The 19,292-nt window shown below is 45.2% G+C and carries 16 protein-coding genes and 1 pseudogene; 7 read left to right on the top strand and 10 right to left on the bottom strand.

The genetic code is table 11. The features are described 5' to 3' along the window. The first annotated feature begins 170 nt into the window (after positions 1-170). Positions 171-1,239: pseudogene (locus tag QT979_RS14415) on the top strand (ISKra4 family transposase). Between the two features lie 248 nt (positions 1,240-1,487). On the opposite strand, the gene QT979_RS14410 reads toward QT979_RS14415, so the two are convergent. The 5 genes from QT979_RS14410 to cysC form a co-directional block, all read right to left on the bottom strand. Further along, positions 1,488-3,125 carry an acetolactate synthase large subunit gene (locus tag QT979_RS14410; protein ID WP_333210458.1) on the bottom strand — a complete coding sequence of 546 codons (1,638 nt, stop codon included), beginning with the start codon at positions 3,123-3,125 and terminating at the stop codon, positions 1,488-1,490. Between the two features lie 144 nt (positions 3,126-3,269). Then, on the bottom strand, positions 3,270-4,637 hold the full coding sequence (locus QT979_RS14405; protein ID WP_333310693.1) for an NAD-dependent succinate-semialdehyde dehydrogenase: 1,368 nt from the start codon (positions 4,635-4,637) through the stop codon (positions 3,270-3,272). 427 nt (positions 4,638-5,064) lie between these two features. After that, positions 5,065-7,389, bottom strand: a complete 2,325-nt coding sequence (locus QT979_RS14400; RefSeq protein ID WP_333310691.1) for a polysaccharide biosynthesis tyrosine autokinase — start codon at positions 7,387-7,389, stop codon at positions 5,065-5,067. Between the two features lie 142 nt (positions 7,390-7,531). Next, complete coding sequence (locus QT979_RS14395) at positions 7,532-9,115, bottom strand: SLBB domain-containing protein (protein ID WP_333310689.1); 1,584 nt, start codon at positions 9,113-9,115, stop codon at positions 7,532-7,534. Between the two features lie 37 nt (positions 9,116-9,152). Beyond that, the gene (gene cysC, locus QT979_RS14390; protein WP_333210465.1) at positions 9,153-9,677 is read right to left on the bottom strand and encodes an adenylyl-sulfate kinase; all 525 of its coding nucleotides are present in this window, start codon (positions 9,675-9,677) and stop codon (positions 9,153-9,155) included. A 347-nt stretch (positions 9,678-10,024) separates the two neighbouring features. On the opposite strand from cysC, the gene QT979_RS14385 reads away from it, so the two are divergent. From QT979_RS14385 to hetR, 4 genes are all read left to right on the top strand, one after another. Beyond that, a complete protein-coding gene (locus QT979_RS14385) occupies positions 10,025-11,827 on the top strand; it encodes an FAD-dependent oxidoreductase (RefSeq protein ID WP_333310687.1) in 1,803 nt (600 codons plus the stop codon). 98 nt (positions 11,828-11,925) lie between these two features. Further along, positions 11,926-12,153 (top strand): heterocyst-inhibiting protein PatX, encoded by a 228-nt coding sequence (gene patX, locus QT979_RS14380; RefSeq protein ID WP_190663642.1) that lies wholly within the window; start codon positions 11,926-11,928, stop codon positions 12,151-12,153. 608 nt (positions 12,154-12,761) lie between these two features. Continuing rightward, entirely contained in the window at positions 12,762-12,989 is a 228-nt protein-coding gene (locus QT979_RS14375; protein ID WP_333210469.1) for a hypothetical protein, read from the top strand. An 853-nt stretch (positions 12,990-13,842) separates the two neighbouring features. Continuing rightward, positions 13,843-14,748, top strand: coding sequence for a heterocyst differentiation master regulator HetR (gene hetR, locus QT979_RS14370; RefSeq protein ID WP_333210583.1), 906 nt, complete (start codon positions 13,843-13,845; stop codon positions 14,746-14,748). Positions 14,749-14,923: 175 nt separating this feature from the next. On the opposite strand, the gene QT979_RS14365 is transcribed toward hetR, so the two are convergent. After that, complete coding sequence (locus QT979_RS14365) at positions 14,924-15,736, bottom strand: TIGR00297 family protein (protein WP_333210470.1); 813 nt, start codon at positions 15,734-15,736, stop codon at positions 14,924-14,926. Positions 15,737-15,747: 11 nt separating this feature from the next. On the opposite strand from QT979_RS14365, the gene QT979_RS14360 reads away from it, so the two are divergent. Beyond that, positions 15,748-16,179: a VOC family protein gene (locus QT979_RS14360; RefSeq protein ID WP_333044474.1), complete on the top strand. Its 432-nt coding sequence runs from the start codon at positions 15,748-15,750 to the stop codon at positions 16,177-16,179. A 134-nt stretch (positions 16,180-16,313) separates the two neighbouring features. Here the strand turns inward: QT979_RS14360 and QT979_RS14355 are convergent, their stop codons facing one another. The 4 genes from QT979_RS14355 to QT979_RS14340 all read right to left on the bottom strand — a co-directional run bounded on the left by QT979_RS14355 (position 16,314) and on the right by QT979_RS14340 (position 18,419). Beyond that, entirely contained in the window at positions 16,314-16,766 is a 453-nt protein-coding gene (locus QT979_RS14355; RefSeq protein WP_333210472.1) for an HNH endonuclease, read from the bottom strand. A gap of 2 nt (positions 16,767-16,768) precedes the next feature. Beyond that, entirely contained in the window at positions 16,769-17,041 is a 273-nt protein-coding gene (locus QT979_RS14350; protein ID WP_333044472.1) for a hypothetical protein, read from the bottom strand. Positions 17,042-17,187: 146 nt separating this feature from the next. Beyond that, on the bottom strand, positions 17,188-17,799 hold the full coding sequence (locus QT979_RS14345) for an alpha/beta fold hydrolase (protein ID WP_333210474.1): 612 nt from the start codon (positions 17,797-17,799) through the stop codon (positions 17,188-17,190). Positions 17,800-17,801: 2 nt separating this feature from the next. Next, positions 17,802-18,419, bottom strand: a complete 618-nt coding sequence (locus tag QT979_RS14340; RefSeq protein ID WP_333210475.1) for a triacylglycerol lipase — start codon at positions 18,417-18,419, stop codon at positions 17,802-17,804. Positions 18,420-18,736: 317 nt separating this feature from the next. Between QT979_RS14340 and QT979_RS14335 the strand changes: the two genes are divergently transcribed. Next, positions 18,737-19,189, top strand: coding sequence for a hypothetical protein (locus tag QT979_RS14335; protein WP_333310683.1), 453 nt, complete (start codon positions 18,737-18,739; stop codon positions 19,187-19,189). The last annotated feature ends 103 nt before the right edge of the window (positions 19,190-19,292 follow it).

Raw genomic sequence — 19,292 nt, 5'->3', positions numbered from 1 at the left:
AGAGATAAAGAATGTAAAATCCAAGACCATCCGGTGAGAAAACCAATGACGCGAGCGGTGAAAGATGCCAAAATTTCACAATATGGGTGCATCTCACTTTGGCGAATATGTCGCAAAAGGGTTAAAATGGAAAAGCTAGTAAAATTGCCAAAAAATATGAGGTAAAGAAAATGACACCCTCAGACCAAGAACAGCTAAAAGCCTACTTAAAAGCGGCAGCATCCATTCTTTACAGAAATACAGATCCAACCGAGCTAGAAAGTTTTGACAGCATAGAAAAATCTCTCCGTCAGAAAATGCTAGAACAAGTGGGACCAGAACTAGGTAGCTTTTTTTTTCAGCAGTATCAGGGATTCAAACAGGAAAATCCAGAAAAATAAAATCAATAGTCGGTTCGCTCGAAATTACAGACAATCAAGCGAAATATTTTGGATTGAAAGCGTATAGTCAATTCAGTCCAATGATGGAAAAATGCTGTCTTTTAATCAGTGCCAACGAATCTTATCAAATGGCAGAAAAAGATTTAGAAATTTTTACGGGGGTCAAAGTCTCTCATAGTACATTACACAGATTAGTCAAACGACAAGAATTTGAATTACCTACATCTAAACAAGGAGTCCAAGAAATTACATTAGATGGCGGGAAAGTCAGGCTACGCAACGAAACCAAAGGCGAGGGGTGTTATTGGAAAGACTATAAAGCCATTTGTTTAGATAATGTTTATTCGGGAGCATTTTTTCAAAATAATCAAGATTTAATGGATTGGACTAATAGCCAAAAATTACTACATCCTATGTATTGACGGTTGAGATGGTCATGCCGGAATTTGGAACATATTTAAAGAAATAGGAGATACTGAACAAAGACAAGAAATCTTAGATTGGTATCATCTGAAAGAAAATCTTTACAAGGTAGGAGGTTCGCTAAAACGTTTAAATTTAGCAGAAAATATGTTGTGGCAAGGTAAAATAGATGAAGTTATCAATCTATTTAAAGAGATGACAAAAAAAGGATTTAAAACATTTTGTAACTATTTAGAGACCCATCGCTGCCGAATAGTCAACTACCAATACTATAAAGAGGAGTCCATAAGTTCGATTGGTTCGGGAACAGGTGAATCAATTATTAAACGAATTGGGTGAGCGGGTGAAAATATCAGGAGCGCAATGGAAAATTGAGAGCGTTCCCTCTATCCTTTCTCTTCGCTGTGCTTATCTCAACGGTCAACTTTCAATTTGATGTATTTGCCAAAGTGAGATGCACCCGAACAATAAACAATATTCTTTGGAGGTGGAACAGTTAATGAAGTTAACTCCTTCTAAACGCCGCTTTTATCAATCAACAAGGTATGCGGGCTGCAACCCTTCTACAGTCTATCTCGTAGACCTCTTTGTCACCCCCCCAGAAACAAGCTACAAAACTCTATCTCCAAGAGTATTCATTATTAGAGTCCCGACTTCTTAAAGAAGCCGGGACTCTAGCTACTTTTACAAATTGCAACTCATATCCCCAGATAATTGACTGAAACGGGCATTTTCCCGATAGTCTACCGGACAATCAATCACGCAAGGGACATCTTGAGCCAGGGCTTCTTTCAGAATCGGAATAAAATCGGTTGCAGATTCCACTCGATAGCCTTTTAAACCCATACTTTCCGCAAATTTCACAAAGTCGGGATTGCCAAATTTGACGAAATCGGAATGACCAAAATAATCTTGCTGCTTCCATTCAATTAACCCGTAACCGCCGTCATTAAATATCAGCGTCACAAAATTAGTACCGACTCGCAAAGCAGTTTCTAACTCTTGGCAATTCATCATAAAACCACCGTCGCCGGTGGCTGCTATTACTTTGCGATCGGGATAAACGAGTTTTGCAGCCACCGCACCGGGAATCGCAATTCCCATGGCCGCAAATCCGTTGGAAATCAAACAGGTATTCGGGCGATCGCAATGATAGTGCCGCGCGATCCACATTTTGTGAGCTCCCACATCAGAGATCAGAATATCTTCCGGGCCCAGGACTTGCCGCAAGTCGTAAATGAGTTTTTGTGGCTTAATCGGGAAACCGTCGTCGGCTGCATATTGTTCGTAGCCAGCGCGAATATCCGCCCGCAATTGCTTAGCAAAAGGGTCTACTTTCTCCATGCGATCGGCCCGCTGCAAAATTTCATTGAGGGAATCAGAAATATCTCCCACAACTTCTATAATAGGAATATAACTGCTGTCAATTTCTGCTGGCAAAGATCCAATGTGAATAATCGGAATTTTTCCTTCTGGATTCCACTTCTTCGGGGAATATTCAATCAAATCGTAGCCGACAGCAATCACTAAATCCGTTTCTTCAAAAGCACAGCTAATGTAATCGCGTTTTTGCAAGCCCGTCGTCCAAAGCGCCAAAGGATGAGTGTAAGGAATTACACCTTTGCCCATGAAAGTATTAGCTACAGGAATATTCAATCGAGTAGCAAATTGTGTCAAAGCATCGCTGGCGTTAGCGCGGATCGCGCCGTTTCCTACTAAAAGCAGAGGACTTTTTGCCTTGGAAATTGCCACAGCGGCTTTATTCAAGCTTTGGTAAGCGCCAAAAGTTTTTTCGCGGTTGTCCTTGGTGAGTGGCTGTCCTTCAGCAGGCATTGCTGCGATGTTTTCAGGTAAGTCAATGTGAACTGCTCCCGGCTTTTCACTTTGAGCTACTTTAAAGGCTTTGCGGACAATTTCTGCCGTCGTGCTGGGGCGAACAATTTGAGCATTCCACTTAGTAACTGGCGCAAACATGGCGACCAAATCTAAATATTGGTGCGATTCTATGTGCATTCTGTCTGTGCCGACTTGTCCGGTAATTGCTATTAAAGGAGCGCCGTCTAAGTTGGCGTCAGCAACTCCTGTCATTAAGTTAGTTGCGCCAGGGCCCAAGGTGGACAAGCAAACGCCGGCTTTGCCAGTGAGACGACCGTAAACGTCTGCCATGAAAGCGGCGCCTTGTTCGTGGCGAGTAGTAATAAATTTAATTGAAGAGTTTCTCAGGGCTTCTAAAACTTCTAAATTTTCTTCTCCAGGAAGTCCGAAGACGTATTCGACTCCTTCATTTTCTAAACATTTTACCAATAGTTGAGCTGTGTTCATTTCCGTTTTTTTCCTCGGTTTATGGGGGTTTTGGGTCTTTTTTAACCGATCGCAAAAATACTAAATGGGAATTTTTAACCGCAGGTAAACGCAGATAAACGCAGATTTATGTAGATTTGTGCGATCGGTTGATAGAGTGGGAGCTTATTTCACCCACACTGTTTTTATGTTAACAAATTCGTGCATTCCTTGGATGCTCAATTCGCGTCCGTAACCGGAGCGTTTGATGCCACCAAAGGGCAATCTGGGGTCGGATTTTACTAAACCGTTGATGAATACCGCGCCGGCTTCTAGTTCGGAAATAAAGCGATCGCTCTCTGAGTTTACTCTAGTCCAAGCTGACGCACCCAAGCCAAAAGATGTGCTATTTGCCAGTTCGATCGCCTCATCGATGCCTGCAACCCTGAATACTAAAGCTACGGGCCCGAAAAATTCTTCTTGACGGGCAGAGGCTTTCGGCGGAATATCTGCCAGAATAGTTGGCAAGTAGAAATTGCCGGCATTCTCTGACAATGGGCTGCCACCTGTCAGAAGTTTTGCTCCCGATTGGATGCAAGTTTGCACTTGATTGTTCAAGTCTTTGAGGATTGCAGGAGTAGCTAAAGGGCCGATATCTGTTTCTGGCAACATCGGATCGCCTACTTTTAATTGCTCGAATTTTTCGACAAATCCTGTGATAAATTCGTCGGCAATCTCTTCTGCTAAAATAAAGCGTTTGGCGGCGATGCAAGATTGACCGTTATTGAGCATCCGGGATGTCACAGCAGTTGATAAAGCTGCTGCTAAATCGGCGCTGGACATCACAATAAATGGGTCACTTCCTCCCAATTCCAGGACTACTTTTTTCAAATTTTTGCCCGCATTTGCTGCCAAACTTTCACCCGCTGGTTCGCTACCGGTGAGAGTTGCTGCTTTTATGCGATCGTCCGCAACGATATCAGCTACTTTGTCGGCGCCTACTAACAAAGTTTGAAAAACTCCTTCGGGAAAGCCAGCAAGCGTAAAAATTTCTTCGATTTTCAAAGCGCACTGAGGCACGTTGGAAGCGTGTTTGAGCAAGCCGACATTGCCCGCCATCAGTGCTGGCGCCGCAAACCGAAAAACTTGCCAAAATGGGAAATTCCAGGGCATAACGGCTAAAATAGGACCCAGCGGTTGGTAGCGGACAAAGCTGCTGCTAGCGTCGGTGGTTGCGGGTACGTCTGCCATAAATTGAGCGGCATTTTTGGCGTAATAGCGGCAAACTAAGGCACATTTTTCCACTTCGCCGAGCGCAGATTTGAGCGTTTTGCCCATTTCCAAGGTCATTATTTCAGCGTAAATTTCGCGATCGCGCTCCAAGATGTCGGCAGCTTTTTGCATCCACAGGGCCCTCTGCTCAAACGGCAGTTGGCGGTATTTTTTAAAAGCTTGCTGTGCTAATTCCAGCTTAGCTTCTATTACCTCATCCGCGATCGGCTCGAAAGTTTTCAGCGTTTCTCCCGTTGCCGGGTTGATAGTAGCAATAGCCATTGTTTCATCTCCTGTGTGAAAAACACAAAACTCCCTGCTAGTTTTGAGCCGAGGCAGGGAGTTGTATCAAGGTATTACAAAATAGGAATTTACCAGCCACGTTTTCTTTCAGATGTTGCCAAGTTGCAACTGCCGCGATTTGTTTAAATTTCTCTACTTTTAATTATAGTTCAGAGTCTCGATCGCAAATCTTAAGAAAATTTGTCTTTCTGAAATCACGCACAAATCACCAGAACACGCTAGACGGCCTGTTCTGTTCCACAAAAGTTAAATGTTCTTGTGGGGCGTCCCGCCCGCCCCTGACAGCTTGATTCACAATTAAAGGTGCAAGATGGAGGAAATATCTTGTCGGGTATCCCGCCCGCCTTGCATTCTCAAGAACAGGCTTTCCGGCCTGTTCCACTACAAATTTCTCAATTCCTCTCCCTCAAACAGACTGTTCCTGGACGTAATCCTGCACGTAAGACTGATAGTAATACCTGCTGCCCTTATCGTTATTCGCCACCATTCCCAACAGCGGAATCCCCGCCATTTTCAAATCTTCAAAAGCCAACACCAGCGCCTCCCGCTCAGTTTGATGCAGGCCTACTACCAGCATCAATCCATTAGTGTGAGCCGCCAACAAATTCGCATCCGCCAAACCTAAAAGCGGCGCAGTATCGTAAATAACCAAGTCAAAATGACTTGACAAAGCTGTCATTAAATGCTGCATTTTTCGGGAAGAAAGCACCTTTGTGGGATCGAGAGGAACCGGGCCGGAAGTTAACACAAACAAATTTTCATCGCGGGGCGATCGCACAATCACCTGTTGCACATCCACATCATCAGCAATAACATTGTGCAAGCCTTGCCAATTCGGTAAACCCAGCATTTCGTGGACCTGCGGGCGCCGTAAATCCCCATCCACTAACAGCACTTGCTGCCCCATTGCAGCGGCCGCCCGCGCCAGATTTACTGCTACCGTAGACTTGCCGTCACCTACTTGACAAGAAGTAATTACGCAAGAATTAATCGGAGTATCAACGTTTAGTAAGCGAATATTAGCATTGAGCGATCGAAAAGCTTCTTGAAAAGCATCCGTCGGCATCGGCGAAATTGCCACATCCACCGGGCTTGTCTCAGCAGGAGGAAGTCTCAAAATTTTATCGCTAGCAGGAATTACCCCCAACAAAGGCAGGCGAATCGACTGTTTAACATCCTCTGGAGTTTGGAACACCGTTTTATTTTTAAACCGTTCCGCCAACTGCGCCGCCAGCATACCAAACAGCAAACCAGTCAATCCCCCCAAAGCCAAATTCAAAGGCATAATCGGAGCAACAGCCCTCAACTCGCCATTTTTGTAACGCGGAATTTCCGGCTTAGCAATAACTTCCCAAGCCACCTCTTTTTTGCCCACAGCTTCAAGCTGCAAAGCTTGCTGTTTTGCCAGCAAACCATTCAGCGTATTGTTAGTCAAATCCAACTCGCGCTGCAAATCGGAATAGCGCCGCAAAATCACCGGGAATTTTTGAGAGTATTGGTTCAACTGCTTAGCAGCTTGTTCCAAAACTTGATTCCGCACGCCCAGCACCTGAATTAAATTAGCAGTACCGATAAACTGCTCGATTAACTTAATCCGCACCGGATCTTGAAAAGTCAGCACTTGTGAATTTACCTTAGCCAAATCAGTTCCCAGAACTTGTTGGGCTTCTTTCTTCAACAAAGGAATCAGGTTCTTGCGCTGTTCTCGCAACAATTGCATTTGCGGAGTTTCGTCTGTAAACGTAGCCGAGTTAATCGCAATTTGCCCTTCTAATTGTTGCAATTGAGTCAGCATCCCTTGATAGCGCGGAGCTTGACTCAGAGCCGATGCCATCAGCGCTTGCTGCTGGTTCAGCCCGAGCTGATTTTGCAAATTAGAATAGAGCAATCTCTGCTGGTTTAACTGCGTTTGCGCGTCCAATCTTTGCGCTTGAAGTTGGCTAATTTGCTGCGAAAGCTGTTGGGTTTGAATTTGCGGATCGATGAAATTGTACTGCTGCCGCAATTTTTGAATTTCTGTTTGCAGAGCTTGTTGGCGCTTTTGCTGGTTGGGAATTTGCGATTTCACAAAATCCAAAGTCTGACTAATTTGAGTTGTGGTATCTTGCACGCTGTAGTTTCGGTAGCCTAGCGCAACTTTTTCCAAAACAAACTGAATTTTTTTTGGGTCATAATCCCGATATCTAACTTCGATAATCTTGGTATTTTTGAAGCGATTAATTGACAACCTACTTTCCTGAAAAAACGGCAAATTATCTGCTTTTTGGTTCAAGAGGTAGTTGTAATTTATTTCGGGATACTTAGCCTGCAACTGTTTAATAATCGGCGACATTACTTGCGGACTTTGCAAAACTTGAATTTGGGATTCGTAGTCAAAACCGCCCTTTTCTTGAGTCGCCGGAGCCGCTGGCTGCAGTTTCAGCTCACCGGAGTAGATTTTGGCTAAAGTATTTTGCGTAACCGCTGGCTCTACTAATAATTGAAAGCGCCCTTCGTACTCGCTTTTTTGATTCAGTGTCCAGGCGAAAACTCCCGTAGTCACTGCCGCTGCTACACCGATGACTAAGATTGATCGACTGCGGCAAACTTCCCAAAAACTTAACTCTTCTGCCTCGGTTTTGTTTCTGCCTAAAAATTGATCTTCTTCATAAAGCCCAGAAGACATTTTTTGCAGATCAGCGGTTTTTTTATGATTAAACAGTGCTACTTGAGATTGTTTCCCTGGTTTCATTGGATTTCTACAACTTATTAGTTTAAACGTCTGTATTGGTGGCGGATTTTCAGGAAATCGGTGGATTCCTCGATATTTCATTGCCAAACCGCAATTTTTTTATAAAGCGGGTTTCTGAGGTATTAATGCTAGTCTCTTCAAATCACCGAAAAATATCGAATAACCTAAATATTCCTAACAGCGGGCTGAGAGGAGCGAGAGTTCCGCCTACATTATCAGAGAACGTAGCGCGGCCCGATCGCCTTACCATAATTACATCATTATTTTGCAGTTTGGGATTAGTTGATTCATTGGCAGTTGCAGAAAAATCAACCTTAACAGTTAGCTGCGAAACGGTGCCGTTAGGATTGAGGCGAATTAAATTCACCGAATCCATTTCTGCCCGCGCTTTATTAAAACCTCCCGCTGCTACCAGCGCTTGATTTAAAGTAGTGTTGGGCACCACCGCAATCGCTCCGGGTTTCACGACTTCTCCCACAATGTTCACCTTAATCGTATCCGGTGAAAAATTAGAATTAGCAACTTGTTCGTCTTGGGTTTCATCGAGGTTTTCGGCTTTGGGAACGATTACCGTATCTCCCTGTTGCAGCGCTAAATCTTGGGATACATCTCCCCCTTCCAAAAGTTGCCACAAATTCACATTAATAATTTGTTCTGTACCCGCCCGCGTCAGGCGGCGAACTTGTATTTGTCTGATATCAGCTACAGGCGTAATGCCGCCCGCCATTTTAATTGCCCTCGTTACAGTTTGCTGCAAAACATTTTCCCCGCCTTTGGTTTCGCTGGCAGCAAACAAACCAGAATTTTCACCCATTTCATTCTCTTGTACCCTACTTTGAGCCTCTTTTGCCAAAGTATAAGTACCGGGGCGAGTTACTTCGCCCACCACAGCAATATTAATTGGTTGAGTGCTTTGTCCGGTAATGTTAGCTACTGCTAAAGTCGGTGCTTCTTGGCGGTTGAGGCTAGTTACAGTGGGAATAAATATAGTATCGCCGTCGCGCAAAGTCATATCGGCACGCAAATCGCCGTTTTGCAATAATTCCCACAAATCCACACTAATAATTTGTTCCGGTGCGTTGCGCTGGGGGCGGCGGATTTTGATTTGCCGCACGTCTGCTGACTGGGTAATTCCCCCGGCCATTCGCAGAGCCCGCGATATTGTTGGCATTTGAGTTCCCATTTGCTCTGCTGTGCCTCCGGGGCCTGCTGCTGACGATATTGTATAGGCTCCGGGGCGGTTAATTTCGCCCGCGATCGCAATTTGCAAAGGACGCGGCGCCAGCAGTTTCAGGGTAATCCAAGGACGTTTAAGGTATTTGCCGTATTTGTCTTTAACAGCATTAGAAGCTTGTTCTAGGGTCATTCCGTACACCGAAACGCTGCCAATTAACGGCAAACTCAGAGAACCGTCTGCCTGTACTTGGTGTTGACCGTTGGGGCCGCTGTATTCCGGGACATTGAAGATGTCCATTTGAATACGATCGCCCGCGCCTAAAGTGTAAACTTCCGATCGTACACTTGAAGGTTCACTTGCCGGAAATCCCGGCACTGCGGGTACTTGTACAGGAACAGGAGAACCCGCATCAGCAGCAGGAGGAGGAGGAGGAGGCATAAACTGGGCCGCCGCAGGAGATGAACCCACCGCCGCGAGCACTGACACTGTTAAAAATTTGACCGTGAAACCTTTGACAGTATTGAATTTTGAATAGTTTTTGCTCGCCATCGCCTTTTGCCCCTATCCGCTTCCTACCCCGCCACCATCAAATGTAACCCAACTCTTCTAACTTGCTCAGAACTTTTTTAACACTCTCTTCCACACTTTCTCGCTCTGTGTAACAAATAATCTCAGGATTGAGCGGTTCTTCATAAGGATCGTCAATTCCCGTAAAACCCTTAATTTCTCCGGCTCTGGCCTTAGCGTACAGCCCCTTGACATCGCGAACTTCGCACACTTCTAACGGCGCTGTGACATATACTTCCACAAAATTTGGCTCCATTGCTCTAATTTCGTCGCGAATTGCTCTGTAGGGGCTAATAGCTGCCGTAATTGCCACAACTCCATTGCGACTCAGTAAGTTGGCGACAAATCCAATCCGCCGAATATTAGTATCTCGGTCTTCTTGGCTAAATCCCAAACCTTTTGACAAGTTGGTGCGAACGACATCTCCATCCAATATTTCAACTTTGCAACCTCTTGCCTTCAATTCAGGTTCGAGAGCTTTGGTGATAGTTGTCTTGCCGGAACCGCTGAGCCCGGTGAACCACAAAATAAAACCTTTTTCCATTTTCAGCCGTTAATTAGTAACTCGGAAATTATTAAGACGTAAAACTTTATAGATGCAGTTCCCTTTTTTCTATTATCGTTATTCGCGGTGTCATATTGCCAATATTGGCGCGCCAAAAGTGAGAAATCAAAATTTGCGATCGCTCCTGCGGTCATTTAGTAACAAAATTGTGTGAGCGCTGCATAATTCCCGATTTATTATTTGTCAAGTCTTTAGACAGTAAAATTTAATTCGCGATCGCCAACGCCGAACATCTATCCTCTGGGTGCTTGTGGTCGCACCTTACATGATAAATGAGCCTCTTGCAATCTAAAATCTAAAATCTAAAATCTAAAATCCTATTCCCCATGTCCCCAACCTTGAAAGCAGATGTTTTGGTCGTCGGTGGCGGCACCGGCGGCACTGCAGCAGCCGTGCAAGCAGCCCGCCGAGGTGCCAAAACTATTTTAGTAAGCGAATTCCCCTGGCTGGGAGGAATGCTGACTTCCGCAGGCGTTTCTGCCCCCGATGGCAATGAATTAGCAGCTTTTCAAACCGGTTTGTGGGGCGCGTTTTTGCGGGAACTCCAGCAGCGACAGCCGGGAGGTTTGGATTGGGGCTGGGTAAGTTTTTTTACTTACGATCCCCGCATCGGTGCTGAAATTTTCGCTGATTGGGTTAAATGTTTGCCGAACTTGCGCTGGATTTCGGGACAAAAAGCTCAAGATGTGCTGTACGAAGAATCTCGCATTTCTGGCGTCCGGTTTGCAGATTTTACGGTTTCGGCCAAAATCACTTTGGATGCAACGGAATTGGGAGATTTGCTGGCTTTAGCGGAGGTTTGGCACCGCTGGGGTTGGGAATTCCAAGCTGAGTGGGGAGAACCCAGTGCGCCGACAGCCTCTAATGCTCTGACAGAGCGGTATTCGGTGCAAGCTCCGACTTGGGTGGCAATTATGCAGGATTTTGGTAAAGGTGCGGCCGGGCCAGAAATTCCCGCGCCGCCAGTTGAAAATCCCGATCAATTTATCGGTGCTTGGGACGGTTACACTCCCGAACAATTTCTCAATTACGGCAGGCTGCCGGGGGGATTGTTGATGATTAATTGGCCGATTCGAGGTAATGATTATGGTGAAGGAGTTGATCGACTAATTGCATCTGAAGCATCTCGACAAGAATTCCTGCAAGAAAGTCTGTGGCACACTCAAAGTTTCGCCCGCTTCATTCAAACGCAACTTGGCCGCCGGTACGGCTTAGCACAGAATATTTTCCCGATTTCAACGATCGAACATCAAAAAAAATCTTCCCTTCTTTCTTCCTTTGCCTTACATCCTTACTACCGAGAAAGTCGGCGCTTGCGAGGGATAAGTACAGTCACAGAAAAAGATATTTTGCCTATTGTCGGTGGCAGAGTCGCGAAGTTGCCGATAAATTCTGAGGGCATTTGTGAAACAATTGCGATCGGCAACTATGCCAATGACCACCACTACACCAGTGGCGACATTCCTCTGCAGCCAAAATCGATCCGCTGGGGCGGGCGCTGGACGGGAACTCCGTTTACCATTCCTTACAGCGCCCTAATTCCTGCGAGTACAGACGGTTTGCTAGTCTGCGAAAAAAATATTTCCGTCTCTCACATCGCCAACGGTGCAACTCGCTTGCAACCGACGGTAATGAATATTGGACAGGCGGCGGGGATGGCGGCGGCTTTGTGCGCCGAATCTGGATGTCAGCCGCGGGAGTTGCCGGTGAGAGTTTTGCAGGAAGCTTTGCTGCAAGATTCCGAGGCGAGTGCGGCAGTTATTCCTTTATTTAATTTGACACGGGGGCGATCGGACTGGCTGGATTGCCAACGCTATTATCTCGATCGACCTCAAGCATATCCCGCCAGCGGCGAATGTCAGGAGTCAGTAGAGAAACAAAGCAGTCAAACAGCAAATACCCACAGCCAATTTTCGGGCATTTTCCGTCGCCTCGGCGAACAAGACTGGACACTAACGCTGACAAGCCCCCCATCCTTAGCCGATCAAACTTGGCAACTCGTGACTTTGAACTCGGAAACCGACAGATTTTTACACAGTTGCGAAACCGAAAAGCCTCTGACAGTATGGGGCAAGCTGAATTCGGCAGGTGCTTGGCTGCTGGTGGAATCCATAGAATTGAAGAGGTAAGGTTTTTTGCAGAGATCCGAAAAATTCACAGAAATTTATCCTGATCGATCGGGGAGGGCCCGTATCAGTTAATAGACACTGACACGGATACTAACCCCATGCAAACTTACACACCAATTGCTTTACACAGTCTTTTGGGCGTTACTTTGAGCGCCACTGTCGTTCGAGCCTTTGAATCCCTAGTCGGACTGCTCGAAGTTGCCACCGCTTCATACATTTTATCCGCCCAAACCGAACAAAGGGGCGATCGTTCTCCAGAAAGAGGCAGCGGACGCCGAGAGTTCATTGAGCCTAATCTTTACACTCATCAACTACAAGCATTTTAATGACATTGGACGAAAGCTATTTCCGTTATTGAGTTAGTTTCTGCCGCCCGTGTCGAGCGCTCAATCTGATTTCCTGGGATGCTAGTTTTTTAGGTTTCCAAGGCAACTGCATTTCTTGTTTACAGTCATTAGGCTCTTCTTTTATGTGAGTGATGATAGCATATAAACCTTAAACCGCCATCTATAGAGAGATTGAATCTCCTATTTGGCGGTTTTGTAATTATTGCAACCGTCTGGGTAGTGCAATTAGGAATTGTTTTATTAGTGAAGCCAGAGATTGTATTTATTCGCTTTTACATCGACTTAAGACAGCTCTCATATATCAGATGCTACGCATCTAAAGTGTCTGTTGCTTCGGGAGGGGGAGATGGTGAGAAAGGGAGAGGGAACGATAATTTTCCGCTTTTTATACAAGGATTTTAGGAGACAGTTTAAATGCGCGATAGCTTAACTAAAGCCTGATTCCTTCTTCCTTTGTCCTTCTTTTTCTTCTTCTTCCTTCTGATTCCTGATTCCTGATTCTATAGTTTGATAATTTCAGGAAAATTAATCCTGATCAGCCTGGGTAATCTCGTATCTCTAAATAGATACTGAGACGAATACTACCCATGAAAACCTACACTGCAATTGCTTTACTGAGCCTGTTGGGCATTACCTTGAGTGCCAGCGCCGCTCAAGCTTTTGAATCTCCACTCCCCATTGTCGAAACTGCCACCGCCCAATATATGTTATCAGCCCAAACTCAACAAAGGGGCGAGCGTGGTCCTGAGAGAAAGCGCATCCGCAGAAATTTTACTGAGCCTACTGTTTACACTCATCCGCTACAAGATTTCTAAGGGCATCGGACGCAAGTGATGACCACAACTGAGTTGCTTTGGGCCGTTCATTGGATCACTCGATCGGATTTTCTGGAATTCTAGTTTTTCAGGTTAAGCGACAACTGCACTTTTTGTGGACAGTTCTGAGGAGATTCTTTTTTGTGTGAAAAATGTTACTATATAAACGGGGAACCGCCATCTACCTAGAGATAGATTTAAGTATGTGGCGGTTTTGTATTGAAAATGCTTCAATTAAACCAGCACTAACCACAGGCCTCTGAGCATCTGGGTTTTTCAACCAATATCCCTCGCCTTCCACGCCTTATTTTAGCGTTGCACAATTTGACGAGGATTTTTGTGGGGTGTCCTGCCTGCTGTGAAAATACAGCGGACGGGCTACGAGATCCCATCCCACAAAACCATCAAAATCTTCCCGCAATTATGCAACAGCCTTATTTTAGTCGATCGAACCGGGTTTCGGCCTCCATGACTATTCAAGAATTAGGGGCTCGCAGTCACCTCAAATTCCTGGCATCGCAACAGTTATTTACCTTCTCCCCCCCACAGGTAGGGTTTAATTTTCAACCGCTGCACTATAATTAACTTGCGATAACTAACTTATATATAGGTAAACTGTCAGCGCAGAGGGTGCAGCAATCTACTTAAATTGGCCACCAATAAGAACCACTTATGCGGTGTGGATAGCCTTTAAGCCCATGCCCCTGTTACCTCAGGGAAATTAACTAACCTGAATATTAGGGTAGCTGGCAAGCTTTCCGGCGACAGTCGGCTATGCTTGATTCGGCGCTCTCGCAATAATTTAATGGAGGATGACAAAATGCCTCCAAATTTGGCTATTTCGGGGATAGTGATGAAAAATGACTCTTTGGATCTGGTCAAAAGCCTCAGCCCTAGTGCAATGGATCAGATCATGCTATATCTGGCGTTTAGCGCCATGAGAACCAGTGGGCACAGGCACGGGGCGTTTCTAGACGCGGCCGCAACGGCGGCTAAGTGTGCCATTTATATGACTTATATGGAGCAGGATAACAACCTGCGGATGACCGGACACTTGCATCACATTGAGCCTAAACGGGTGAAGGTGATTGTTGAGGAAGTCCGGGAAGCTCTGACTCAGGGAAAATTGCTGAAAATGTTGGGTTCCCAAGAACCTAGATATTTGATTCAGTTTCCTTATGTCTGGCTGGAACAGTATGGTTGGATGCCGGGACGCCCTCGCATTCCGGGAAACAATTTGACTGTAGATGAAAAAAAATATCTCGAAAGCAAGATTCCTCCGAATCCCCCAGACGCTCAACTGATCAATTCTTTTCAGTTTATGGAGTTGATCGAGTTTCTGCACAGGCGATCGCAAGAAGATATGTCTCCAGAAAGGCGAATGCCTTTGAGCGAAGCTCTAGCAGAACACATTAAGCGGCGCTTGATATATTCTGGGACAGTCACTCGCATTGATTCTCCTTGGGGAATGCCGTTTTATGCCCTCACCCGCGCTACTTACTCTCCCGCAGAGCAGGAAGAGCGGACATTTACTATGGTGGAGGATACGGCTAGATATTTCCGGCTGATGAAGGATTGGGCGGAAAAACAACCGAAGGTGATGCGAATTATGGAGACTTTGGATATTCCGCCGGAACGGCTCGACCAAGCTCTTGAAGAATTAGATGAAATTATTCGCAATTGGGCCGATCGCTATCATAAGCGGGGCGAACCGACGATGATTTTACAAATGGTTTTTGGGCCGCAAGACGACGCTTAGTTTGATTAACTATTAATCATTAGTCATGAGTTGATTGCTTGATACTAATGACTAATGATTAATAGCTAATAGCTCGCAAGGCAGAAACCTGGTTTCTCTGGAAAAATACTGCGTTAAGACCTTGAATTATCGTAACAAAGCCGGTTTCTTGGGTCGCGAATGCGTCCTAGCTTAACTAAGCTAAAAAAGCTCTCCAGGTCGCCGCTAAAATAATCGCTGCGATCGCTCCTATGAGTGTATTGAAAAAATTTACCACCTCGTTCGTCAGCCATTCAAACTTTGATTGCACCGTCGCCCCAATCACACTCTCGATGTTCGTGGCAATAAAAGCTGCAATAACACAAAAAACCATTCCTGTCAAGTCTATTAAACCGACGGCCCAACTTAAAAGCGCAATCAAAATTGAGCCGACAATACCTGCGATCGTTCCTTCCAAACTTACGGCTCCTTCAGTACCCCTAGGTACAGGCTGCAAACTGGTAATCAAAAAAGTCCGCTTCCCGTAAGCTTTGCCGATTTCACTGGCGCTGGTATCGGAAAGTTTGGTGCAAAAACTCGCCGCGTAACCCAGCAATAACAGGGAAATAGCATCTTGTGGCACAGGCATCTTGCCTGTCTCTCCTAAAATAGATAATACCAAAACTCCCACAGCGCTCATAGTAGCGGTCAAAGCAGAACCCCAGACATTTTCCGGGCCTCTGGCGCCTGAACGCTTTTCGGCTATGCCTTCTGCTTCTTTTTGGGCTTTTCCGATGCGGGTAACTCCCGATCCGACAAGAAAGTAAAACATCACGACAGCATAGCCTTGCCATCCCAAACAGCCCCAGATGAGGACGCCCAATACCCAGCCGTGAAATTGGCCAGCGGGAGTGAGCAATTTTTTAGGGGCAATGGTGGCGATCGCGAGTAAAACTGTATTTAGGGCGATCGCCACCAACCAAGGATTAGACCAAGATAAATAATTAAAGAACAATTCTGAATTCTGCATTTAGTACCTCTATGAACCAAGTCTTATTTCATCTTGCCTTCCCTGTGACCGATATTGCCCAAACCAAAGCGTTCTACGTAGACGGGCTGGGCTGCGAACTAGGTCGCGAATCCCCGAATTCTGCGATTATGGGTTTGTGTGGCCATCAAATTGTCGCCCATGTCAGTCGCGAACCTTTAACGCCTCAGCGAGGCATCTATCCCCGGCATTTTGGGTTAATTTTTACTTCCGAAGCTGACTGGGAAGGGTTGCTAGAAAAAGCCCAGCAAAACAACTTAAATTTCTATCAAGAACCGAGACGGCGATTTGTCGGTTTGCCTACAGAACACCGTACTTTCTTCTTAGAAGACCCTTTCCACAATATACTTGAGTTCAAGTATTACTGCGAAGCTGAAGCAATTTTTGGTCGCAGCGAATACGCTGAAGTTGGGGATGCTGTTTGATTGCTGCGCGAAATAACAACCAGTTGCAGCATAAGCTGTTGGGCATCTAAATTGTCTTTTTGGGGCGGGCGAGACGCCCACCCCACAAGAATTTTCTTAAATTTGACTATACAATTTAAATGCACTTCAGCATATCAACTTTCGGATTGAATCAAATCACCTACTGGTGGATGTCGCCCTATAGCTTTGTCAGCAGTACGAATATTAATAACTCTTTCTCGATTTAAGACTAATGCTGTAACTGTAGCTCGTCCAATTGTAGTTAAACCAACTATTGATAATCCATCCGCCGACCAAATAAAATGTTCGTTCCAGGTATCTAGTCTGGGATTAAACAATGGTACTTCTACACTCGACTGGGTATCTATGGCTGTAGTTTTATCGGATTTTTGACGGTTGCAATGAAAGCAAGCTAGTGCCAAATTGTCAATATTGTTACTCCCTTTTTTAGTGAGAGGAATGATGTGCTCGATCGTAAACTCTACATACTGCCATTGTTCGGAAGCATGGCAATATTCACACAGACAGTTTGCTCTCTGACGAACTTGATTTTGGATATTCTCAGGAATTTGACGGCGAGCTGACATTTCTATACTGTAGGCTGAATCTGGCCCAAGAAAAGATTGCGGACAGTTCGATTGACAAAACTGAGGTAATCGTCGATTTCTTCGTAAAGATTCAGTTCTTGGTCTTCTTCGGGATTGAGTTGCAAATTTTGTTGTTTTTCCAACAGTTCTTCTATGCGATTTTTGACTGTTGTAGAGGCTCGAAAAATCGGTATTCCTTCCACTAATTCAATGCGAACGGCTCCTTCTATAGGCAGAGTGTCTCGCAGCTTTTCCAGTTTTGGCAGGACGATCATAATTGTTGATTTTATGGGTGTCAATTAAGATTATATCAATAAATTTTAAATCCGTCTAGCTAGACTCGAAAATACCGAAGACCGAACCCCTACTTTTAAAAAAAAAATCGAGGTTTTCAAAGCAGAGCGTTTTACTTTACAGCCAGCTATTTATCAATCTTTAATGGTTCTGACAGTGCTTCAGCGACCGCTTTTAAACTGCTGGAATGCCTCGCCATCATGGCATGGGCAAAAACCGACAATTTTACTTCTTTGGCAACAGATATTTGGGAACTAGAAGCCGGTACGATGATGAAATCCCAATCTGTCCAAATCGAAGTAAAATTGAGCTTTTCCAACAAGGCAGAATCTCGATTTAAATCTTCCAGAAAAGCACTGCCAGGACGCATTTGGATACAGCCTTTTCCCCAGAGAGTGTAAGCCATCCAAGTACCGCTGTGAGGAGAAGATATGGCAATAAAGCGCTGCACTCGCTTAATGCCGCCTAACCTTTGCAGGTAGTAGCGAGTTACTAAACCGCCCATGCTCAATCCTACTATATCTATATACTGTTCTGGCGCAAAGGTTTTGTCTATATAATCTCCTATTTGTTTGGCTAATTCGTCTATGCTGGCGTTGCCCCAATGGGGCGAGAGATTGAGGGTGTAGACTGACCATCCCAGTTGGGTCAGGTAGGCAGACATTTTGTGAAAAATTCCCGATTTTCTGAAAATTCCGTGAATTAGCAAGACTGGATTGCGGCTGAAATTGCTATTCATTTTTAAGTGGGAATTTTATTTTCTATAGGTGCTTTGAGTTCTTCAACTAATGCGTTAATACTTAGGGGTTCTGTCACCATTTGGCGGTGCAGCAAAACGTTGACTTTAACTTCTTTACCTACTGGCATTTGGGAGCTGTTCGCCGGTACAATCATGATGTCAAATGGCGTCCACATTGATGTAAAATTTATGCGTTTGAGCATTGTCACATCTTGATTCAAATCGCGCAGCAAGCCACTATCGGGGCGCATATCCAGGTATCCTGGTAGGCGTAGGGAATAGGCGGTGATGGTGCCGTGGTGAGGGGATGATAGGGTGATGAAACGCTGTACGCGGTTGATTCCTCCGAGTCGCTGGACGTAGTAGCGACTGACGATGCCGCCCATGCTGTAGCCTACTATGTCTAAAGGCTGTTCTGGATCGAAGGTTTCAGAGATGTAGTCTGCGAGTTGCTTGGCCAGTAAGTCGAGCCCGAGGCTGCCGTCGTTGGGGGTGAGGTTGAGGCTGTGGACTGACCATCCGAGTTGGGTGAGGCGGGCGGACATTGTGTTGAAAATAAGCTTTGTGTCCCAGATGCCGTGTAGGAGGATGACGGGATTGCGATCGAGCGAACTGTTCATTTGAAAAGAAAATTGCTGGCTGATTACAGCATAAATCACTCCCCTAGGCAGTTTTACCCGTACTAGGACAGCTAGCGAATCGGATCGAGGTACGATCGACAATTAGTGGGAATCGCTAACAAATTCTGACATACTTGTAAATAAGTGCAAAGCAGGGCTAGTATTTATACTTAAAATTTGCTTTGATGAGGTAGCTTAAATACAGCAAAATGTAAATTTTGATTAAGAAATGTAGACAAAGGTTGCCCTAGCTCGTAATCTAACTTTGTTGACAAGCTTGTACAAATTTCTCTAAAAGAACAAAAGGAGTAAGTCTAATGTTTGGTTTTATCAAAAATTTCTTCGGCGGTATTTTCGGCTTTTTTGCCAGACTGTTGGGCTTGAAAAAGTCTGAATATTTCCTAGATTTGGGCGAATCGGGAGCGAAGGAACCAGCAAAAGTTGCGCCTGCGAAAGCTGAGCCTGTTGCGATCGCACCGGCAAAAGTTGAGTCTGTTAAGTCTGAGAAGTCTGAACCAGCTAAAAAGGCTAAGGTAGAGAAAAAGTCGCAGAAAGAAAACGAACCAGTCGCTAGCGTTCCTGCTAATAATGCAGCACCCGCGAAGGTATCGGCAGCGGCAGCAACTAACGGCAAAGTGCCGAGTAAAGCTGAATCGAATGGGACTTTTGCTCCTAATAATTTAATGCCGACACCAACAGCAAGTCGTCGCACCCCCGGCCCTAGCATGAACAATTTCCGGGAAATGGCTCGTCAGGTAAAAACGAAGTAGAAAATTGGGAATTGATAATAGGGAATTGGGCATTGGATAATTCCCAATGCGGGCGTTAAAAATTTTAAAAATGGTATTACTCATTTTTAATTTTAACTCTTGG

Origin of the sequence: Microcoleus sp. w2-18bC1 (genome assembly GCF_036700365.1) — a bacterium.
Classification (GTDB): domain Bacteria; phylum Cyanobacteriota; class Cyanobacteriia; order Cyanobacteriales; family Microcoleaceae; genus Microcoleus.
Note: the sequence above shows the minus strand (reverse complement) of the source record. Positions and strands in the feature narration are given on the sequence as shown.